Source organism: Rhizobium sp. 01N447_2 (assembly GCF_056399245.1).
The window spans coordinates 1-18487 of record NZ_JBFTQY010000045.1 but is presented as its reverse complement, the minus strand read 5'-3'; the positions used below and the strand labels follow the sequence as shown (position 1 = coordinate 18487).

19 protein-coding genes and 2 pseudogenes are annotated in these 18487 nt (G+C 59.4%); 7 read left to right on the top strand and 14 right to left on the bottom strand.

The annotated features are described in order from the left end of the window. Positions 1-95: 95 nt before the first annotated feature. Entirely contained in the window at positions 96-362 is a 267-nt protein-coding gene (locus AC1ECN_RS25405) for a DUF982 domain-containing protein (RefSeq protein ID WP_024319975.1), read from the top strand. 548 nt (positions 363-910) lie between these two features. Here AC1ECN_RS25405 and AC1ECN_RS25400 read toward each other — a convergent pair. Beyond that, positions 911-1015, bottom strand: a pseudogene (locus AC1ECN_RS25400) (non-homologous end-joining DNA ligase); the annotation flags it as partial. A gap of 128 nt (positions 1016-1143) precedes the next feature. On the opposite strand from AC1ECN_RS25400, the gene AC1ECN_RS25395 reads away from it, so the two are divergent. Together AC1ECN_RS25395 and AC1ECN_RS25390 are read left to right on the top strand one after the other, a co-directional pair. Then, complete coding sequence (locus AC1ECN_RS25395; RefSeq protein ID WP_130674035.1) at positions 1144-1410, top strand: hypothetical protein; 267 nt, start codon at positions 1144-1146, stop codon at positions 1408-1410. A 122-nt stretch (positions 1411-1532) separates the two neighbouring features. After that, the gene (locus AC1ECN_RS25390; RefSeq protein WP_130674036.1) at positions 1533-1958 is read left to right on the top strand and encodes an endonuclease/exonuclease/phosphatase family protein; all 426 of its coding nucleotides are present in this window, start codon (positions 1533-1535) and stop codon (positions 1956-1958) included. Between the two features lie 348 nt (positions 1959-2306). On the opposite strand, the gene AC1ECN_RS25385 is transcribed toward AC1ECN_RS25390, so the two are convergent. Together AC1ECN_RS25385 and AC1ECN_RS25380 are read right to left on the bottom strand one after the other, a co-directional pair. Further along, positions 2307-2882 (bottom strand): dual specificity protein phosphatase family protein, encoded by a 576-nt coding sequence (locus AC1ECN_RS25385; protein ID WP_130655458.1) that lies wholly within the window; start codon positions 2880-2882, stop codon positions 2307-2309. A 188-nt stretch (positions 2883-3070) separates the two neighbouring features. Then, positions 3071-3826, bottom strand: a complete 756-nt coding sequence (locus AC1ECN_RS25380) for a hypothetical protein (protein WP_130674037.1) — start codon at positions 3824-3826, stop codon at positions 3071-3073. Between the two features lie 34 nt (positions 3827-3860). On the opposite strand from AC1ECN_RS25380, the gene AC1ECN_RS25375 reads away from it, so the two are divergent. Further along, positions 3861-4094: a hypothetical protein gene (locus AC1ECN_RS25375; protein ID WP_130674038.1), complete on the top strand. Its 234-nt coding sequence runs from the start codon at positions 3861-3863 to the stop codon at positions 4092-4094. Between the two features lie 33 nt (positions 4095-4127). Here AC1ECN_RS25375 and AC1ECN_RS25370 read toward each other — a convergent pair whose 3' ends face one another. Next, complete coding sequence (locus AC1ECN_RS25370) at positions 4128-5042, bottom strand: LysR family transcriptional regulator (protein WP_130655455.1); 915 nt, start codon at positions 5040-5042, stop codon at positions 4128-4130. Positions 5043-5179: 137 nt separating this feature from the next. Between AC1ECN_RS25370 and AC1ECN_RS25365 the strand changes: the two genes are divergently transcribed. The 3 genes and pseudogenes from AC1ECN_RS25365 to AC1ECN_RS25355 form a co-directional block, all read left to right on the top strand. After that, positions 5180-6091 (top strand): LysR family transcriptional regulator, encoded by a 912-nt coding sequence (locus tag AC1ECN_RS25365; protein ID WP_130674039.1) that lies wholly within the window; start codon positions 5180-5182, stop codon positions 6089-6091. A 354-nt stretch (positions 6092-6445) separates the two neighbouring features. Further along, complete coding sequence (locus AC1ECN_RS25360) at positions 6446-7504, top strand: zinc-binding dehydrogenase (RefSeq protein WP_477954459.1); 1059 nt, start codon at positions 6446-6448, stop codon at positions 7502-7504. Positions 7505-7643: 139 nt separating this feature from the next. Beyond that, positions 7644-8378: pseudogene (locus AC1ECN_RS25355) on the top strand (CoA-transferase subunit beta); the annotation flags it as partial. Between the two features lie 235 nt (positions 8379-8613). On the opposite strand, the gene AC1ECN_RS25350 reads toward AC1ECN_RS25355, so the two are convergent. The 10 genes from AC1ECN_RS25350 to AC1ECN_RS25305 form a co-directional block, all read right to left on the bottom strand. After that, positions 8614-9630 carry an ABC transporter permease gene (locus AC1ECN_RS25350; RefSeq protein WP_075225870.1) on the bottom strand — a complete coding sequence of 339 codons (1017 nt, stop codon included), beginning with the start codon at positions 9628-9630 and terminating at the stop codon, positions 8614-8616. Then, positions 9627-11156, bottom strand: a complete 1530-nt coding sequence (locus tag AC1ECN_RS25345; RefSeq protein WP_163856790.1) for a sugar ABC transporter ATP-binding protein — start codon at positions 11154-11156, stop codon at positions 9627-9629. Before AC1ECN_RS25345 ends, AC1ECN_RS25350 begins: the two co-directional genes overlap by 4 nt. Positions 11157-11184: 28 nt before the next feature. Continuing rightward, complete coding sequence (locus AC1ECN_RS25340) at positions 11185-12111, bottom strand: sugar ABC transporter substrate-binding protein (RefSeq protein WP_477954439.1); 927 nt, start codon at positions 12109-12111, stop codon at positions 11185-11187. Between the two features lie 541 nt (positions 12112-12652). Beyond that, complete coding sequence (locus AC1ECN_RS25335; protein WP_477954437.1) at positions 12653-13375, bottom strand: SDR family NAD(P)-dependent oxidoreductase; 723 nt, start codon at positions 13373-13375, stop codon at positions 12653-12655. Between the two features lie 41 nt (positions 13376-13416). Continuing rightward, positions 13417-13899 (bottom strand): alcohol dehydrogenase catalytic domain-containing protein, encoded by a 483-nt coding sequence (locus tag AC1ECN_RS25330; RefSeq protein ID WP_245489812.1) that lies wholly within the window; start codon positions 13897-13899, stop codon positions 13417-13419. A gap of 175 nt (positions 13900-14074) precedes the next feature. After that, positions 14075-14947 carry a sugar phosphate isomerase/epimerase family protein gene (locus AC1ECN_RS25325; protein ID WP_130674042.1) on the bottom strand — a complete coding sequence of 291 codons (873 nt, stop codon included), beginning with the start codon at positions 14945-14947 and terminating at the stop codon, positions 14075-14077. 14 nt (positions 14948-14961) lie between these two features. Next, the gene (locus AC1ECN_RS25320) at positions 14962-15846 is read right to left on the bottom strand and encodes a sugar phosphate isomerase/epimerase family protein (protein WP_130674043.1); all 885 of its coding nucleotides are present in this window, start codon (positions 15844-15846) and stop codon (positions 14962-14964) included. A gap of 121 nt (positions 15847-15967) precedes the next feature. Then, complete coding sequence (locus AC1ECN_RS25315) at positions 15968-16765, bottom strand: SDR family NAD(P)-dependent oxidoreductase (protein ID WP_130674044.1); 798 nt, start codon at positions 16763-16765, stop codon at positions 15968-15970. A gap of 40 nt (positions 16766-16805) precedes the next feature. After that, positions 16806-17597 (bottom strand): SDR family NAD(P)-dependent oxidoreductase, encoded by a 792-nt coding sequence (locus tag AC1ECN_RS25310; RefSeq protein WP_165406688.1) that lies wholly within the window; start codon positions 17595-17597, stop codon positions 16806-16808. A gap of 2 nt (positions 17598-17599) precedes the next feature. Next, the coding region (locus tag AC1ECN_RS25305) for an intradiol ring-cleavage dioxygenase (RefSeq protein ID WP_477954434.1) at positions 17600-18487 on the bottom strand (888 nt) is incomplete at its 5' end.

Genomic DNA, 18487 nt, shown 5'->3' with positions numbered 1-18487 from the left:
CGTCACTCCGGGTAACCAATCGTCAATTACGATTTTGGAATACACGCGTATATTACCCCTCGGGGATAGCGATCCCTGACCTGAGGTCGACGACAATGGACTGGGACGCAACGTCTGCATTCACACCCGTTGGGCTGGCTCTGCGCGGTCAGCCAGCTCATCGGATCGTACGCACCCTCCGCGACGCCGCATATATGCTGCTCAAGGACTGGCCTTCCGATGACGGCGAAGAATATGTCACTGCGGTGAAGGCTTGCGTCGACGTGATCAGTGGTCAGATCGCTCCGGAGCAATTTTGGGACGCGTTTCTGCGTGCGGCCGATGAGGCAGGTATCGCCGCGCTGACTGTCGTTCAGCGATGACAACGAGTAAAAGAAGCGGGTGCGGCCCCAATTGATGCCTATGGCACGCTCAACGTCGCTCTGGTGCGCCTCGGCATTCTCAATGGTAGGCCTGCGAAATCCGCTTATGGGTGCACCCGAGAGCGGATGGTTCACCACGCTCAGCCGATGCACAGGTGTCAAGATCACGCGATAGGATAACTCCCCGGAACCCGAGCGCAATCAGTGACCAGACCATCCATTGATGTTGACCGCCGACCTTGACGCCTCTGCTCCAAAAAACAAAAGTTCGGCGACGTAGCCTGGGAAAGCTCGGTGGCCAATGCTGGGCTCGTGGGTTGGCCGCCTATCTGGAACAATTGCAAGGGCCACGAGTTAATGGTTCAGTCGGGCGTAAGCGTAATCGGAGCGCGGCGCTCTCCCGATCCCTCGGGTATCCGAGGTTGCTTCCAGCCTTCGAGCTGTGACGCGGGGTTCGAATCCCTGCCCCGACCCCCAATTTCGATATCAACGAACACAGCCCGGCGACTTCTCGTCGGGCCGTGTTCCAAGTCGCGGCGATCTTCAGTCAATCGTGTAAACGGCGGCCTGTCCTGGCGCTCGCGCAAGCCCTTGTACGAGGCGTGTCGCAGGTTCCCATCGTGTGCCCAGGCGCGGTACTCAATCTCGGCGATGCAATGGTTCAATCGAGCTGATCGAGAGTGGTTGCCCCCCCGGAACAAGGATTTCTTAAACGGGTTTTCCTAGCAGTGACTCGGTCAGGTCGAGGTGAGCTAACCGGGTTTCCGGTAGAGGCACGCTCATGGTCGAGGACAGAAATATCATACGAATGCGAAAATGGCTTGCCACGGTGCGGGGTATTGTCACGCATAGCGCCGGCGGCCCTGAAGTAGAACATGCTCCATGTGATATGCTGCTTGGCAACGCCATTCTTCGTGTCGCCAGGTTGGATCAGTCTGTTTGCAGCACGGCGGCTGCGAAAGTCACACTGGACGGCATCGAGCTTGATTGCGAAGATTGCAGACGGCTCGCCCTGAAATACGGAGACAGTCTCGAAGTTCGCGAGTAACGACCTCTCGCAGTGTTCGTCTCGATTGGTGCTGGGCTTTCCATGTTGGTTTCCACGCGGAACTGAGCCGGTTTTTCCACCGAGAAGTGAGCCACTTCTGAGTATGGTTTTCTGATCAGGCTTTGGTCAAGGCATTGGCCTTTTCTCCTCTCTTCTGTGCGGCGGCCGGAGAGGACTTCATCATTGCAGGCGACCTCAACAGACGCCTCGACCTCGAGTTACTGGATAACAAATCGCCAGACCTGTGGCCCATCGTGACAGGCTCCGAGACCGCGAAAGCCGGTGACGACATCGCACTAACCCATCTGCCGCCGGGGGAGACGACGGCGACTGGCAAAGCGTGTTGGTCAGATCAACCGCCTCAGGAACGGATAGCGATTGATTACTTCGTTCTGTCCCCGGGAATGGAGCCGTCAGATGCCCTCAACAAAATCAGGAAAGTGTTGTTTACAGAACTAAAGCGACCCGACGGAATGCCGATCGCATCGGGGCCGGCAGACAAGACACGTCTGTCAGATCATTGCCCTCGCGAAATTACGTTCAAATGACCGGTCGAAGAAACAGCTGAGGGAATGTGTCTTTCGTCGCTACGAAGAGCATCAACAGTGTTGGCCCCACCTGGACGCTCACGCATTTCAAGGGACCGGGTGTATTGCCGAGATGGAAAGCCCACGGCAGAAATTAACCCGCATTTCCTAGACCTTCACCGAGGCAAGTCATTTCAGTCCGCTGAGGGGCTTTCACCCTCCCGCTTGCCGCGCGTCCTTCCCCAAAGCCGGCTTTGTCATGCCGGCAATGCCTTAGCATTGGGTCGCCTAATCCGCGGATCTGCGAGACCCGCCACCCGCCTTAAATCGAGGCTTTGCCCGCTTTCGCGAGATCATCCCTTGAAGGAATCAGTTCACTGCATGTCTGATCTTATCTACATCGACCGTGCGTAGGTACCGTGGGATGTTCGCCCAAATTGCGTGGTAGCCGAAACCACCGCTCTGGAGTTCGTCCAAAGCTTTTTCCTTGCTCCATTTCTGGAAAACTATCCTGTACATTGCCGTGACGACTCCAGTGCGATCGGCCCCGTGTTGGCAATGCAAAAGTACGGGACCGAGTTTCTCGGCGTTTCTGATGGCGCGTAGCGCCGCGATAATGTCCTCATCCTCGATATGCCAAGTGTTCATCGGGACGCCGACAAGCTTGATTTTGTCAAGTCCTGGCAAGTTACGATCGGAATGAAATGCGCGAAGACTGACGATCGTCTTAATGCCAAGCGAGCGAATGGCTCTCACATCATTCTTGCGGATCTGCGCGCTGCGAAAAAAGGTTGGAGTTATGCGATATAGATTCACCGACGGCACAACCGACATCGCCCAATCACCGTTTCGCACCGTTTCCTTCGCAAATCCGGCGGCGGTCAGCGGAAACAAAAGCCCGAGAGTAAGCGCTGTAAATAGCAAGTTCTGCCTGAAATGGTTCATCGTGACTTCCAACGTTGTGTGAGTTCATGCCGAACGGCGACTTGCGCGAACTTTCAGCCTAACTGGCATGTCGCATCCGCGCGAGCGGTAAAGGCGTTTGGCGGCGGGGACCAGGCCACGAGCGCCGTCAGCACGCTGCTAAGCGCTCATCATAACCTTGAGCAGATCGTCGGCTTCAGGGCAGTGACTTAACAATTTGTCCCAATCCGAGCCCTTTTCTGCTGCTGGAAGCTTGCAATCCGAACACCGGTAATCATTGTATCGCCATCCCAAGAAAAGTCGACGATCGTGTGATGGCACACGTCATCACTCCAGTAGTCTTCCACTGCCCCGGCCGTTCCTCCACAGTGGAAATTGGTCATGAAGAGTAATCTAGGCTTTGTTGAAACAATCGAACCTGAGCAGCACCAATTCCGGAAGCCGCTATAGGAGCTTCCCTCCGATGTCACCAACATCCCCACCGAATCGGCTTCGGCTTTGATGGTGTCATCGAACGAACTGCTGTACGCGTCAAACCAATAAGGTTCGTTGCCTTTAACCGAGTAGAAAGGGGCCGTGGCTCCTGCAGGCTTTGCTTCATATTCTAAAAGCTTAACGTCTTGATTCTCGCTCAGACCGTCGACGCGGACCTTCAAAATAGCCGCAGGTAAGCGGTTCGACCAGAAGGCAATTGCGCCTGGGGTTGGATTGCTCTGTGAATGGACAACGGAGTTTGGTCCAATGGATTGCAGTACTTTCCCGGTGAAATCCCTGATCTCGATGTCGTAGGAACCCTGTGACGGCACGGAAATAAGCAGCCGGGTGGCGAAAAATGCGGTTCTCTTGGCGAGGCCCAGTTTCGTGCTTTTGCAACTGAGGTATCGAAGGAGTTTTCCGTCAGCTTTGTCTCGATGGCCGCCGCCGTTCTGTTGGCGAGCCGGTTGCTTTCGCGGCTTTTGGGCCAAGCCGGCGTTCCTTCTCACATTGTTGGTGTCGAGTTTGTCCGAATTTCCGGAACTTGAAATTCTCATCGTTTGGGTCGAAGAAGTAGCTCAGGATGTTGTTGACAACGTCGTCCAAGGACATGTGCAACCTCGCGAAATCGCCTGGGCATACGAGATAGAATTTGATCCCTCGAAAGGTATTCGACGGTATCGCCTCTCTAATGCTGGCTATGGCAAGGCGCTGCGAATATTGCGAAATCTCGCGGAAAACACTGATGCGGCTCGCTGAACTTTCGATATCAAAAAATGGGCTTCCAAGCGACTACGCGGTCCACAGCGCCTCGTAGTCCTTGTCCTTGAATTCTTTGACGAGGTAATCGATGAAGAGGCGGGTCTTTGCTGGGAGATGATGCCGCGTCGGATATGCGATATTCATCGTCAGGCGCGGCAAATCCCAATCATCCATGATTCGGACAAGTCGACCGGACTGGAGGTCCTCGTTGATGATGTATGTCGGCTGCGCCAAAATTCCGAGGCCGTCCAAGGCGGCCTTTCTTATTATCTGTCCGTCATTGGAGTTCAGGAGGCCAGCCACCGAAATCGTGACAGCCTCACCGTTCTTCCGGAAGGTCAGGTGGTTCCAGTTGTCGGCGAGCGTATAGAGCAGGAGGTCATGGTTTGCGAGGTCGCCTGGATTGGTCGGCACTCCGCGCCGTGCCAGATAGTCGGGCGACGCCGCGAGCAACCGCCGTGTCTCCGCGAGCCGACGGATAGTGATCGATGAGTCCGCCTCCACGCGGCGGGTGCGGATCGCGAGGTCGACGCCGTTTTCAATGAGATCGTAGTAGCGGTTCGAGACGACGACCTCGACCCTCACCTTCGGATATCGCTGAGTAAACGAAGGGATCAGAGGACTGAGATGCAGAAGGCAAAATGATAGCGAGGCGCTGATGCGGAGCAGCCCGCTCGGGCTCATCGCTCCCGCGCTGACGCTCGCTTCGGCGTCGAGCATTCCGGTGATGAGCTCCTTGCCCCGCTGGTAGAAGTGCTCCCCTTCGCTTGTCAGGCTGAGTTGCCGGGTCGTGCGCTGCACCAGCCTGGCATTGAGGCGCTCCTCGAGGGATTGCAGGTTTCTGCTTGTGGCCGACACCGACATGTCGAGCGCATCGGCAGCCTTGGTGATGCTGCCGTGCTCCGCTATCTGAATGAACACTTCGATCTCGGTTAGGCGATCCATGACCCACACAATCTTGCGTTTGGCGCGAAAGCGATTGTCGATGTTCGGGGTTTGCTTGCGCGTGCGCTGTAGAATAATGTAACCCTCAGGGAACAGAAGGCTTCATATCTCTCCAGTGTGTGGAACAAAGGTTTACAATGACTCAGGTCGACCAGTTGAACGGAGTCATCGCATTCGTGCATTCGGCTGAAGCTCTCAGCTTCACGGCAGCCGCCGCCAAACTGGGCATCACGAAGTCCGCAGTCGGCAAAAGCGTCACGAAACTGGAAGAGCGACTCGGGATCAAGCTTCTCCATCGAAGCACCAGGAGCTTGAGCCTCACTCCGGACGGAGAGGCCTATTTCGCGAGCCTTCGACATGCGCTTGGCGAGATCGAGGCGGCGGAGACCAACTTGCTGTCGAAAAGCCAAGCCATATCCGGAAGGTTGAGGATCGACGCCCCCGCAGCGTTCGGTCGCCAGATTCTCATGCCCTTACTGCTGGACTTTTCGCGACGCTACTCGGGCTTGACACTGTCGCTCTCGTTCACCGACAAGATCGTCGATCCCGTCGAAGAGGGTGTCGATCTCACGGTTCGGTTCGGCGAAACACGCGACTGCACCGGACTGATTTCGAAGAAGCTCACCGAGCAGCCATCCGTTGTGGTCGCCGCGCCATCGTACCTGGAAACACGAGGAACCCCTCAGAGCGTGGCGGACCTCCAGCGTCACGACTGCATTTGCGGATTTGGGCGAGACAACTCCGCGAGCTGGCGCATCAAGGACTCCAACGGTGCCCCGATCCGCTACTTGCCACCCGTGTCGCACCAGTTCGGAGACGGAGAGGCTATCGTAGCGGCGACGTTGGCGGGTTTGGGGATGTGCCAGATGCCTCGTTCGCTCGTGAGAGCTCACCTAGAGACAGGCGCGTTGGTCTCGGTCCTCGATGAGATCGCAGATGTCCCAGTGTCTGTCTATGCCGTCTGGCCCGTAACCCGACACCTGCTGCCACGCGTCAGGACGGTCGTGGACTTCCTCGCGGAAAAGGGGCGGCAGGGAGAACTCGACTAGACATTGCCCCCTATATCGAAGGTTTCTGCGATCCAGCCAGTTGGCTGGAAATGGACAAGACGGATAGTCCGCGGCAAGCCGACTTAGCGCGTCGACTTTTGCGGCGAGCGGGAAAGTGTTTTCCGCTTTGATCCCTTTTTGCCGCCTGCGGCAAAGCTATTATCTCGCCCAACGCCGGAGTGGGAGCCGGAGGGAGGTTCGACCAGGTGGGTTATCTGCCTTTTTCGCGAAAGAACGATCCCCTCCAGGAATAACGCCCCGACGTCGCTGTCCTTCTGCAAAGGACGGCCGAGGAAGGTCACGATCGCGAAGCCATGCGGCTGTCGCAATCGACAGGAGATCGCTTTGAAGGCAGTGCGCTATTACGGAAGGCATGACGTCCGCGTCGAGGACGCGCCGGAGCCCCAGACACCGCAGCACGGTCAGGTCATCGTCGAGCCGACACTCTGCGGCATCTGCGGCACCGACCTGCATGAATATGAGTCCGGTCCAATCTTCACGCCAAGAACGCCGAATGCCTATAGCGGGGCAATCCTGCCCCAAATCCTGGGGCATGAGTTCGCGGGACGTGTGACCTCGGTCGGCCCCGGCGTCGAGACGCTGAAGCCTGGAGACCGCGTGTCGATCCAGCCGCAGATCGGCCCAAGAGTAGACTATTTCGGCAGCCGCAATCTCTCCTTCCTGGGGCCAAGGGCCTCAGTCGTCGGCCTTAATTGGCCATGGGGTGGCATGGCGAAACGCGCCATCGTCCACGAATACAATGCGATCCGCATGCCCGACGACGTGACCGACCAGCAAGGCGCGCTTGTCGAACCCGCAGCGGTCGCGGTGCATGCCGTTGATCGGTCAGGTTTGAAGCCTGGCGGCACGCTCCTTATCACGGGCGCAGGCCCGATCGGGGCGCTGGTGGTTCTCGCCGCTATTGCCGCAGGTGTCACCCGGATTTTTGTGAGCGAGCCGAACGCCAACCGACGGGCGCGTATCGCGGCGCTCTCGAACGATGTCACAATCCTCGATCCTGGTTCCTCGGAATTCCTATCTACGATCAAGGACGGCACCGAAGAGGGTGTCGGGGTTGACGCCGCCATCGAATGCGCTGGCCATCCCCGCGCGCTGCACGCCTGCCTCCAGGCGGTGCGCGCACAGGGCACCGTCGTCCAGGTAGGCTTGATGGGCGGCCCCGCTGAGATCAGCCCGTTCGACCTGACGATGCGAGACATCACGCTGCGGGGCTCGCTGAACTACCCGCTGACCATCTGGCCTAGAATCTTCGAGATGATGAGGACGGGACTTTATCCGGCCGAGAAGATCGTCGACGCCGAAATCGCGATGGAAGACGTCGTGCAAAAGGGCYTCCGCGAACTCCTCGACCCAAGCGGCGGAAAGATGAAGATACTGGTGTCGATGGAATGAAACTGAGCCGATCGCAGGCGCCACCGCGGTATCGCGCAATCAAGGGCGAAGTCCTGTCGGCGACGCGCGAAGACTTCGAACGACGCATCGCGCATCTGAGGTCCGTCCAAATGAACCGGCCATTCAATCAAACGAGACCATGACCGTCACGGCGGCCAGGGCGCAGTCCAATTCCGACGTCTGCTTCGTCGGGATCGGAGCATCTTCCGCGGCATGCAACGTCGCCCGGCTGACCCACGCTCCCGACATCACGCTCATTTATGAATCCGGTACGATCCGGGACGGCTCCCACCGTTCTGCTTCTCTCCATCGGCGACGGCGACCTTTGCGAGACGTCGGTGACGGCGGTCTCGGTCCCCGAGATGTTTCGCTATTGGCTCCAGGGCGGCCGCATCACGATTGGCTTCCTCGTGCGGCGCTTCGATAAGTTCGGCAACATCAACACGACCGTCATCGGCGGCTACGAAAAACCGAAGACCCGGCTGCCCGGCGCCGGAGCGCCCGAGATCGCAAGCTCGTGCGACGAAATCTACATCACCATGGCTCAGTCGACCCGCGGCATGGTCGATAAAATCGACTTCGTCACCTCCTTCGGACACCGCGAAGGTGGCGATCACCGCGAACGCCTCGGCATCGCGACCAAAGGATCCACCCTGCTGATTAAAGACCTAGCGATCTGGAGGCCCGACCTGGTGACCAAGGAATTCACCGTCATGTCGCTTCATCCCGGTGTGACCAGAGACCTGCGGTGGAAGGTCAGTTCGCGGCGGACCTGGATGTCACGCCGGCTCCGAGCGAACTGGAGTTGAAGACCCTGCGCGATCTCAAAGCCAGAACCGACGCTGCCCACAAGGGCGAGTCCAGCATCGCTGCAGCACCGCCACCTACCACAGCACAGCGACGAGAGCTGAGCAGTCGCTCCGCCATCGAAGAAGTTGAAGGCGTGACGACGCTGATCATACGATAGCTGCTGCAGAGTGTATTGGGACCGTCGACCTCGTCTCGCGATAATTGAAGGGACGGTCACATCTTCCGACCAGCGGAGGGTGTGAAATAGAACGGCGGCCAATCGGCCGCCATTTCAAGCTTGAATGAGCCAGCGGAGTTATTCAGTTGCCTTTATCCGCCCCACTAATTTTACTGATGTATAGAGCGATCAGGATGATGCCGCCTGTTGTCGCGTTGATCCAATAAGCGGGTACTTGGGAGAGAACCAAAACATCCTGAATGAGGACAAGCAGCAGCACACCGCCACACGCACCAGCGATCGTGCCTCGCCCTCCGTTGAGACTGACTCCACCGAGGACCGCGGCCGCAAATGCGTTGAAGATCAGGTTTTGCCCGAGCGAAGAAGGAATGGACGCGATCCGGCCCGCCTGCAGCAACCCCGCCAGCGCAGCAAGGATGCCCGCAACGATGAAGACTCCCATCAAGACACGCTCCACCGGGATGCCGGCGACCCGAGCTGCTTGCTGGTTTCCACCGACGGCATAAAGCATTCTTCCAACCCGGTGCCGCGACAGGAAGACCGTAAGGACGGCGAGCAAGGTTAAGGCAAGCAGGAAAGAGACAGGCACACCCAGGAACGTGGAGTCTCCTGGGAATGTGAGGAGCACAGGCAGGTCGGAGAGTGTCTCGCCGCGAGTCAATCCGAGGCTGATGCCGCGCAGGAGGATCAGCGTCGCCAAGGTTGCGATGAAGGCGTTGAACCGAAGGTAGATCACCAGCAAACCATTGAACGCGCCAATAATGGCACCCACAGCGAAGATCACCAGGAGCGCCAGAAGCGGCGAATTCGCAAGATTGAGGCCCGAGCCACCTGCTTCGAGGAGGCAGTACACCCCCACCATCGGAGCAAGGCCGAAAGTCGACTCGAGTGACAAGTCGAACTTCCCGGCGATCAGAACCAGGGTAAGTCCCATCGTGAGCACGCCGAGTTCGCTGGCCTGCTGCACTACGCCGTAAAAGTTGTCGTACGAGAGGAACGCGTTGTTGAGAAGCGTGCCTACGATCATGACGACAACCAGAACCGGCACGATCGCCCATTCAGGTTGGAACAGATCGCTGAGGAGCCGGCGGGAACGGAGGTCCGTTCCGGTGACACCCGTTGTTTGAGTGTGGGTCATTTTTCCTCCCGAGATATGTGAAAGCCTTCCATGGCGGACACGAGCTCTTCCTCGTTCATGCCGCTTTTCTCGACGACTTTCTTGCCGCGAACCCAGACCTGTACTCGGTCGCAGAACGCGAGTTCTTCTGGCTCGTCACTGACGAGAATGACTGCAAGTCCTCGACGTCGTCGTTGCTCAACGATGTCGAGAATGGTTGCCTTTGACGCGATGTCGACGCCCGCGGTCGGGTGCAGGAGAATTAGTACGCTGGGGTTCGTGCTCAATGCGGACCCCAGAAGTACCTTCTGCTGATTGCCGCCACTCAGCTCACCGACATTTTGTCTGACGGAATGACAGACAACGCCGAGCTCGGACCGATTGTCCTCCGCGAACTTCCGACGCGCCTTACCGTTCAAAAGTACGCGGTTGGTGAATGCCTTCAGGCTCGGTAGAGTCAAATTGTCTTCGATCGACATTTCGCCGACCAGGCCCGTCTTTATCCGGTCCTCCGGTAGAAGTGCGACCCCATTTTTCACCGCCGTTGGCGGTTTCCAGGGCTTCGGAATTTCCCTTCCGTTCAATTTGATCGCACCCGACCATTTTGAATAGTGGCCAGCGAGGGCAAGCGCGATTTGACGGGTGCCTGACCCCGAGTGTCCGGCGAAACCCACGACCTCGCCCGCCCGCAACGCGAGACCGAGAGGGTCCTCGCATGCATCAAGCCGCAGGTTCGCTTCGAGTACCACCGGCGTGCTCGTGGGCAAGGCTGGGCGGCACACTTTCTCACTGGAGGTGAGCGCTTTGCCGGCCCCCTCGTCGCCCACCATCGCGGAAACGATTTCGGCTGTCGTAAGTTTGCTCGCGTTGCCATGCAATACGTCGCGCCCGTTTCGCAGCACGGTGACCGCGTCGCAAACCTTCGGGACCTCGTCGAGGTGGTGTGAGATGAAAAGGAAGGTGATCCCCTTGGCGCGCAGTTCGTTCACCCGCTCGATCAGATGGTCGATCTCGCTGGAAATCAGCTGCGCGGTCGGCTCGTCCAGGATGACGAACCTTGAGCCCTGGCTAAGGGCGCGGGCGATTTCCACCATCTGGGCCTCTCCCACCCCCAATTCGCGGACCGGAGTGGTAGGCAGGATCGGAATATCCCAGCTTTCGAGCGCGGCCGCCGCTTGGCGGTTGAGGCCGCGCCACGAGATCATCTGTTTGCCCTGATACCGTCCGAGATAGAGATTCTCGGCCACGGTCAAATCCGGCACGAGAGTTCGGTGCTGGTAGACGCACGCCACCGCCTCGCGCCAAGCGTTTCGATCGTTCAACGCGGGGGGAGCGGCACCATTCAGGAGAAAGGACCCTGAATCGATCGCTCGCAGCCCGGTCAGGATTGATACCAGGGTAGATTTGCCAGCACCGTTCCTACCGATCAGGGCGTGAGATTCCCCCTTTTTTATCGATATGGAAAGCCCGTTCAGAGCAACGGTCCCTCCGAAACGCTTTACGGCGCTGTCGATTGCGACAAGTTGTTCCGACGGGCTTTCCAGCATATTCAGCACTCCAGGACAAATGTTGTGACTATTTGGCGTTGCCCCAGAGGCCCTTGTCGTCGACATTCTGCTTCGTCACGACGGGAGACTGCAGATTGTCCACGAAGTACTTGCCGTCCTTGACCACGGTGCTGTTGTGATCGGTCGGACCTTCCTTCATTTCCTTGCCGTCCAGAGCGTCCTGGAGATACATGACGCCGTATTTGGCATAATCGGTGACCGGCTGCGAAACCGTCGCATCCAGATAGCCGTCGCGGATGGCTTTGAGAGCGCTCGCACCGCCGTCGATTGCGACGACTGCAATGTGACCAACCTCGCCGACCTTTGCGAGGCGGCCACGAGACTTCAACGCGGCGGCAACCGGATCATAGTAGAGTGTGTCCGTCGCCAGATAGATGCCAGCGATTTCCGAATTGCCGCTCATCACCGTCGAGGCGACATTGGCGGCCTGCGGGCCATCCCAGTTGGCCGTCTGCTCGATCACCGTTGCGGTCGAGATTTTCTTGAAGGCCTCGTCGAAACCATTCTTGCGGTCTCGGCCGTTGGTCGTTGTCAGTCCGCCAGTGATGTTGAGAACCGTCGCGTTCTTGTCGACCATCGCGGCCGCGAGTGCTTCCGCGGCACGCGCGCCCATGGCAAGATTGTCGGCCCGCACCACTGCGTAGACGTCACCGGCAGCTGGCTTGTCGTCGACGATGACGACGGGAACATTCTTGCTTTTCGCGTAGTCCAGAGCGGGCTTGATAGCGGCACGATCGACCACGCCGGCCAGGATGACGTTGGAACCTGCGTTAATCAGATTACGGAAGTCAGTGACCTGCTGGCTTGCGTCGCGGTTGGCGTTGGTCGTCTGAACCACATCCCCGCCGGACGACTTGGCCTGTTCGGTCGCCGCGTTCACCAATACCGTGAAAAACGGTGTATTGAGCGTCGGCATCGAGAGACCAAGCTTCATCGTTTCGGCGTAGCTGGCGCTTCCGATCATAACGGCAGAAATGGAAATGCTGGCGGCGAAAGCTAGTCTAAGGTATTGAACATATTTTCCTCCTCTTCCCTCGGCCATGGTTATGCTAGTGTCGCGAAGTGGGATAAAGACGCGCTTGGGGGAAACAGTTTTGCGTTCCGTGGGAAAAAGGCGTCCGCCGTACGGTCGTTCTGGTGCGCCACGCGAAACGGCTAAGTGGGCAGCCACAAATCAAGAGCATTCGAAGGCGATCGCGCTTAAATGCTCAGGTCTCAGCTCGTATTTCATGCTTACAAATCAAGGACCCGAGATGTCATCGCGGCCCACTTGGGCGCGTTCGGCAAATTCATCGAGCGTGGTTCTTGGTGAACCACGCCTACCGATAGAAGCGCGGGGAAGGAATGGAAACTCGCCGCGAATGCAAGAGCCGGCATCGACTCCTTGGGGACCATGAAGTCTTGCAGCTGCCACCGCACTAGATCGTTGGTTCGATCTGGCTGTTCACCATTTCCGTGTCCTCGGGTTCGCGAAACTACTGAGCGAGATAGCCGCCGTCGACGACCAGCTCGCTTCCTGTGACGAACGAGGAGTCGTCGCTCGCCAGGAACAGGCAGCATTGAGCCACTTCTTCTGGCGTTCCCATGCGACCCATCGGCGTGTTGCTGATGATGCCGTTGTTCATCTCCTCGGACTGGTCCGTGACCAGCGGAGTGCGGATGAGCCCGGGATGGACGGAATTCACGCGAACGTTGTCTGGCGCATAGGACACCGCGGCGTTCTTAGTCATGTTGCGGACGCCGCCCTTCGCGGCGTTGTAGGCGGCAGCACCGGGAACACCCACATTCCCCCAGATCGAGGAGAAATTGACGATCGACCCCGAGCGGGCCTTGCGCATCGCGGGCAGCACGGCCTGCATGCCCAGGAACGATCCGGTCAGGTTGACGCCGATTACCTTGTTCCAATCAGCAAGGCTAGTGTCGAGTATCTGCCCATAGTTGAAGACGATTCCCGCGTTGTTCACGAGAACGTCGATCCGGCCATGAGCCTGGAGAGTGAAGTCGACGACGGCCTTCCAATTGGCTTCGTCGGAGACATCCAGGTCTTGGTTCACGATGCCTGCGAGAGCCACTGGCTGCTGCTTGACGTCTCCAGCGATAACCTGCGCGCCTTCCGCCGCGAACAGCTCGGCGACGGCGCGCCCGATGCCTTGAGCCGCACCGGTGACGATTGCCACCTTGCCTTGAAGCCTACCCATATTCTTCCTCCTCGGTGATGTGTAGTTTGAGCGCCCGACTGCTATGTCTGGTCGGCGGGGGAAACGTCGGCCATCCTGATCAGAATTTTCAGGTGGTCGTTTCCCTTCTTGGTGAGTTCTTCGAATCCTTCGGTTACCGCGGCGTCGAGCGTCACGCGGCCCGTCACGATCTTTTCGACCGGGAATTTCCCGCTGGCGATCAAGCCCGCCAGCCGCGGTCCGATCGTGATGTCGTTGCCCCAGCATCCGATCAGGCGGACGCCCTTCTCGACGGACGAGAATTCGTGTCCGAGGATGATCGGCACCGACGCGCCCGTGAACGGGTGCGGCTCAACGGGCAAAATGATCGGGCCGGAGGTGTATTCGTGAAGGTCGGTTCCGCAGATGCCGCAATACGTGACTTTCAATACTACGTCTTTGGGGCCAGGTGCGCCAGGCGCGGCGAAGTCTTCAATTCGAAGGTCTTTGGCTTTGTGGAATCTTAGCGCTCGCAAACGGTGTTCCTCCAGATGCACAAGCGACATTCCGCGGCCGCCGACGTCGGCGGCCGATCGAGCAGACGATGCCGAGACCGCTCCAGCCCGGACAGTAGCAATCACGCGAACGATCGGAAGAGGGTGGCGCGGAAAACACTTTCCCGGAGTCTGCAAAAATCGCAGGCGACCTCCGTGAACACGCGGCCGGACATCCTGCCGCCGGCTACAATGGTTCATGCCTGGCGAGTTCTTCGAGAAGGGCTTCGAAACCCGGCATCAGGCGCGACATGATCTCGTCGCCTTCGAGCTTGTCGAGCGCGTCGGAGAAGATTTCGGGGCCTACGCTTTCGATATGCCCGGCGTCCTTGAGGATTTTGAGAATTTCAAGGTTGGGGATTTCTCCCTGACCGATCGGCACCCGGTAGGAGAGGCAGTCCCGCTTCATCGAGCGCCCCGGCGGGCAGACAAGGGGACCATCGGCGATCTGTACGGTGTCAAACGTTCCGACCGGGATTTCCTTGAGAAGCGCATCGTTGCGGCCGCCGCGGACATAGTGCCAGGTGTCGAAGATGATCCCGCTGTTTTTCCGGCCGGCGTCCCTGACGATCGTCCAGACTTCGTCCACGGTCTTCAGGCCCCAGAGCGGCATTGCCTCGATAAGGCACTTGAGTCCGTTCTCGGCGGCGCGGTCGCACAGCGCCGCGTAGTAGCCAGTGAGCTCGTCGAGGGTGTAACGACCCTCCGGAAAGCTGCCGATCAGGTGGATGCGGTCGACCTGCAAGGCCTCGGCGATCCGGAAGAAGTCGTCCGGCGTCGTGTCGAGGTAGGGCGTGATGTCGGGGTCTTCGCCAGGGGTCAAGCCGTCGGGGACCCAGCTCGTGAGCGGGTCAAGGTAGCTCAGCCGGACGTCGTTGTCGGCGGCGATCGAACGGATGTCCTTGTCCGACAGCCCGCCCGCGCGCGTGTTCTTGTAATCCATCGGAGAAGTGCTAAGCCAACCGAAGCCATTCTTTGCCGCAAGCTCCACGCGCTGCCGATAAGGGACGCTGCGGACTTGGGACAACCATAGCATCCGCTTTTCGGTGGGGTATTTCATCTTGTCTTCCTTCTTTACTTAAACTGGGCCATGGTGGTTTCGAAGGAACGCTTGGCCTGTTCGGCCAGCGGAAGCTTCCGGTAGGTCTCGCTGATGATCTCGACGCCCCACGGGCCTTCGTAACCGGCGTTCTTGACGGCTTGGATGAACTCCTTGGGTTTCAGCACACCTTCGCCGGGCAGGCGGCGATGGTAGATGGTGTCTTCCCAAAGGAGGCCCTTCACGTCGGCGTCGGCGTCGTCCAGCTCGATCGACCCGATGAACCTGGACGGGATCTTCTCGATGTCCTTGTAGGGGATGCCGCCGCGCGCCATGTGCCAGATGTCGATGAGCAAGCCGCCATTGGGCTGATCCGCCCCTTCCACGATCGCGCGCGCCACTTCCAGCGTCCTGACGTTGGAGAACGGCATGATCTCCATGACCACCCTGACGCCGTATTCGGCCGCATCGCGGCACACTCCGGCGAATGCCTCGCGCATGCGGTCGACGTCGGGCGTCATTTCCGCTTCGGTCGGCGCGTAGAGATCGCTTCCGAGGCCGGGAGCAATCTTGAGATTTCGGACTCCGAGACGCTGCGCCACCTCAAGCATCTCCGTCCGCATGACGTCCGACTTCGCCCGGCGCTCGCCGTCGAGATACCAGCCGGAGAGGAACTCGTACTCGAGGTATTTGATGTCGTTGTCGTCGATGATCCGCTTCATTTCCTTGAGACCGATCTGGGCGGCCGTCGCCTGAACGTCTGCGTGGATCAGGCCCATGCCCTTGTAGCCGACCTTGGCGGCCGCCTCGACGCGATCCTTGAAGGGGATCGGACTGATTTCGGTCGGACCGAACGGATAGACGTCGCCTCCGAGAGTGAAGAACGCTGCCAGCAACTCGATGCCGTTTTTCCCAGTCATTGCCATACTCCCGCGGCCACGCGCCGCATGCGTTTGAATTGCCTTTATATACTGGAGCTCCGGCGCGATAAATTGCGCGCCGGAGATCAACATTGTATCCTATAGATATACAATGATGGGGTCAGATCGATCGGATGCTGCCGCCGTCCACGCCCCAAACAGCCGACGTGACGAAGCTGGCAAGGTCGGACGAGAGGAAGACCACCACGTTGGCGACCTCCTCCGGCGTCCCAAGGCGTTCGAGGGGAAGCTGCCGCAGCTTCATTTCGTGCTCGACAGCCGCCTGCGGCTCCATCTTGTGGAACGCGCCCATCGTCTCGGCGAAGCCACCCGGCTTGGTCCAGAACGGGGTCCAGATGGGTCCCGGAGCGACCGCGTTGACCCGCACCGCCTTGCCCTCGGCGCGCGCGAGGCCCTTGGTCAGGGCGAGCACGGCGGCCTTCGACGCCGAGTAGTCGATCGGCACGGGCTCGGGCTGACGGGCGAGATCGGAACCGTTGTTGACGATTACACCCTTCCGCTCGCGGAGGATCGGAAGCAGCTTCCGCGTAGCCCGGACATAGCTCATGAAATTGAGGGAGAAGGTTTTCTCCCATTCCTCGTCGGTCAGCTGGTCGAAGGTGCGGATCGCGCCCGAGCCGACATTGTTCACGAGCACGTCGACCGCGCCGCCCGTCGCCTTGAGCAACTCGTCCAGGCCCGCCGATAGGCCAGTTCCGGTGGACAGGTCCGCCTTTGCGGTGTGGGCCGTTCCGCCCGCGGCGGCGACTTCGGTCTTGACCTCGACCATGGCTTTCTCGTCGATGTCCACGAGGCCCAACGTAGCGCCTTCGCGCGCGAACGCCACGGCGGTCGCGCGGCCGATGCCGTTGGCGGCACCCGTGATGAACACGATCTTACCCTTCAGTCCAGTTTCCATTTCTCTAGTCCCTTGGGATTGTTTGAATATCGGGGGCGCGTCAGATCGAAGCGCCTTCCTCCCCGGTTCGGAAATCAAAGCTCGCGGTCAGCCCGCCGTCGGCGACGAGGTCCGCGCCTAGAACCGCCGTCGAACCGCTCGACAACAGGAACATCGCCGCCTGCGCGACTTCGCGGGCCTCTAGGATGCGGCCGCCCGGCTGGCGCGCCGACCGGGTCGCCAGGAACTTGTCGCTGTCGGTGGCGGATTCGAGGTGGCGTTTGAAGAGGCCGGCCAACATAGGCCCGGGGCTGAGGACGTTGACGCGGACGCCGCTGCGCGAGTGATCGAGCGCGACCGTCCGGGCTAACTGTCGCACCGCCGCTTTCGTGGCGTTGTAGATGCCGAGTTGCTGTTCCGCCAAGGTGGCGTTCACGCTCGCCACCGCCACGATTGTCCCGTCATGGGCTTCGATCATCAGGGGCAGCAGAAATTTGATCGCCAGCGCAGTGCCCACGATGTTGACGTTGAGCGCCCGGGACATGATCACAGGTGTGGCCTCCAAGATTGTACCGACGTCGAGGATGGCTGCAGACGTCACGAGGCCGATGCGTTTCGCGCCCGAAGACCTCAGGCGGGCGACGACCTTCTCCCAGGTCGCCTCTCCGGCGACATCCCCCGCGACGTGATGGTATCCCGCGAGCGCGGCGAGGTCGTCCTGAGCGGCTGCAAGATCGACGCCGACCGTGGCCACTCCCGCCTCAACGAGAAGACTGCAAAGTTCATGGCCAAGGCCGGACGACGCTCCGGTCACTACGACCGTGTCGGGAAGTTCGAAGGTGAGTTGCGGCATCGTCATTTCTCTTTCGCGGTGTCTTTTTTCGCGGCGAGGACGAAATCCCAGTCGACCGACCAGAAGGGGCTTTCGAATCCGAGTTCGTACGCCCGTGCCGGATCGGTCACCTTTTGGAAGTCCGCTATGAGAGAGTCCTTGACGCCAAAAACCGAGTCCTCCGCGAGGAACTGGCAGTCCGGCGTGAAGATGTGGGTGATGACCGGGTCATAGCTCGGCGCGCTCACGATGAAGTGGATATGCGCGGCTCGGTTGGGATGTCTGCCCAGGTGACCCAGCAGTTTGCCCACCGGACCATCGTCGGGGATTGGGTAGTAGCGGGGTTTGACCGCCCGGTACCAGTAAGAGCCGTCGCTTTCCGTGGTGAACACGCCGCGGAGGTTCCAGTCGGGTTGCACGTCCTTTTGCTGCACGTCATAGAAGCCGTCGTCATTGGTTTGCCAGACGTCGACGAGAGCGCCGGCGATCGGCTTGCCATCGGTGTCGACGACATGTCCGCACACGACCATCGGCTCGCCCTTGCCGTCCAGGCAGATGTTGGTCCCGTTGGCGTAGCGCGGAGCCGCTGGAACATAGAACGGCCCGAGGATCGTGTTCTCCGTCGCACCGTTGGGGCGGCGATGGTTGATGGAGTCGACCAGCATCGAGACGCCGAGGGTGTCGGAAAGCAGGATGAACTCCTGACGCCAATCCGAGCAGATCTGCCCGACCTCGGTGAGGAATTTGATCCCCTGGAGCCATTCCTCGTGCGTGGGCTCGATCTCCTTGATCGCCGCGTGGAGGTGCTTCACCAGAACGGACATGACCTCGCGCAGGCGTGGATCGACGGCCGGCCCCATTCTCGCGTTGACGACGTCGACCGAAGTCTCTTCCTCGAAATAGGGATACTT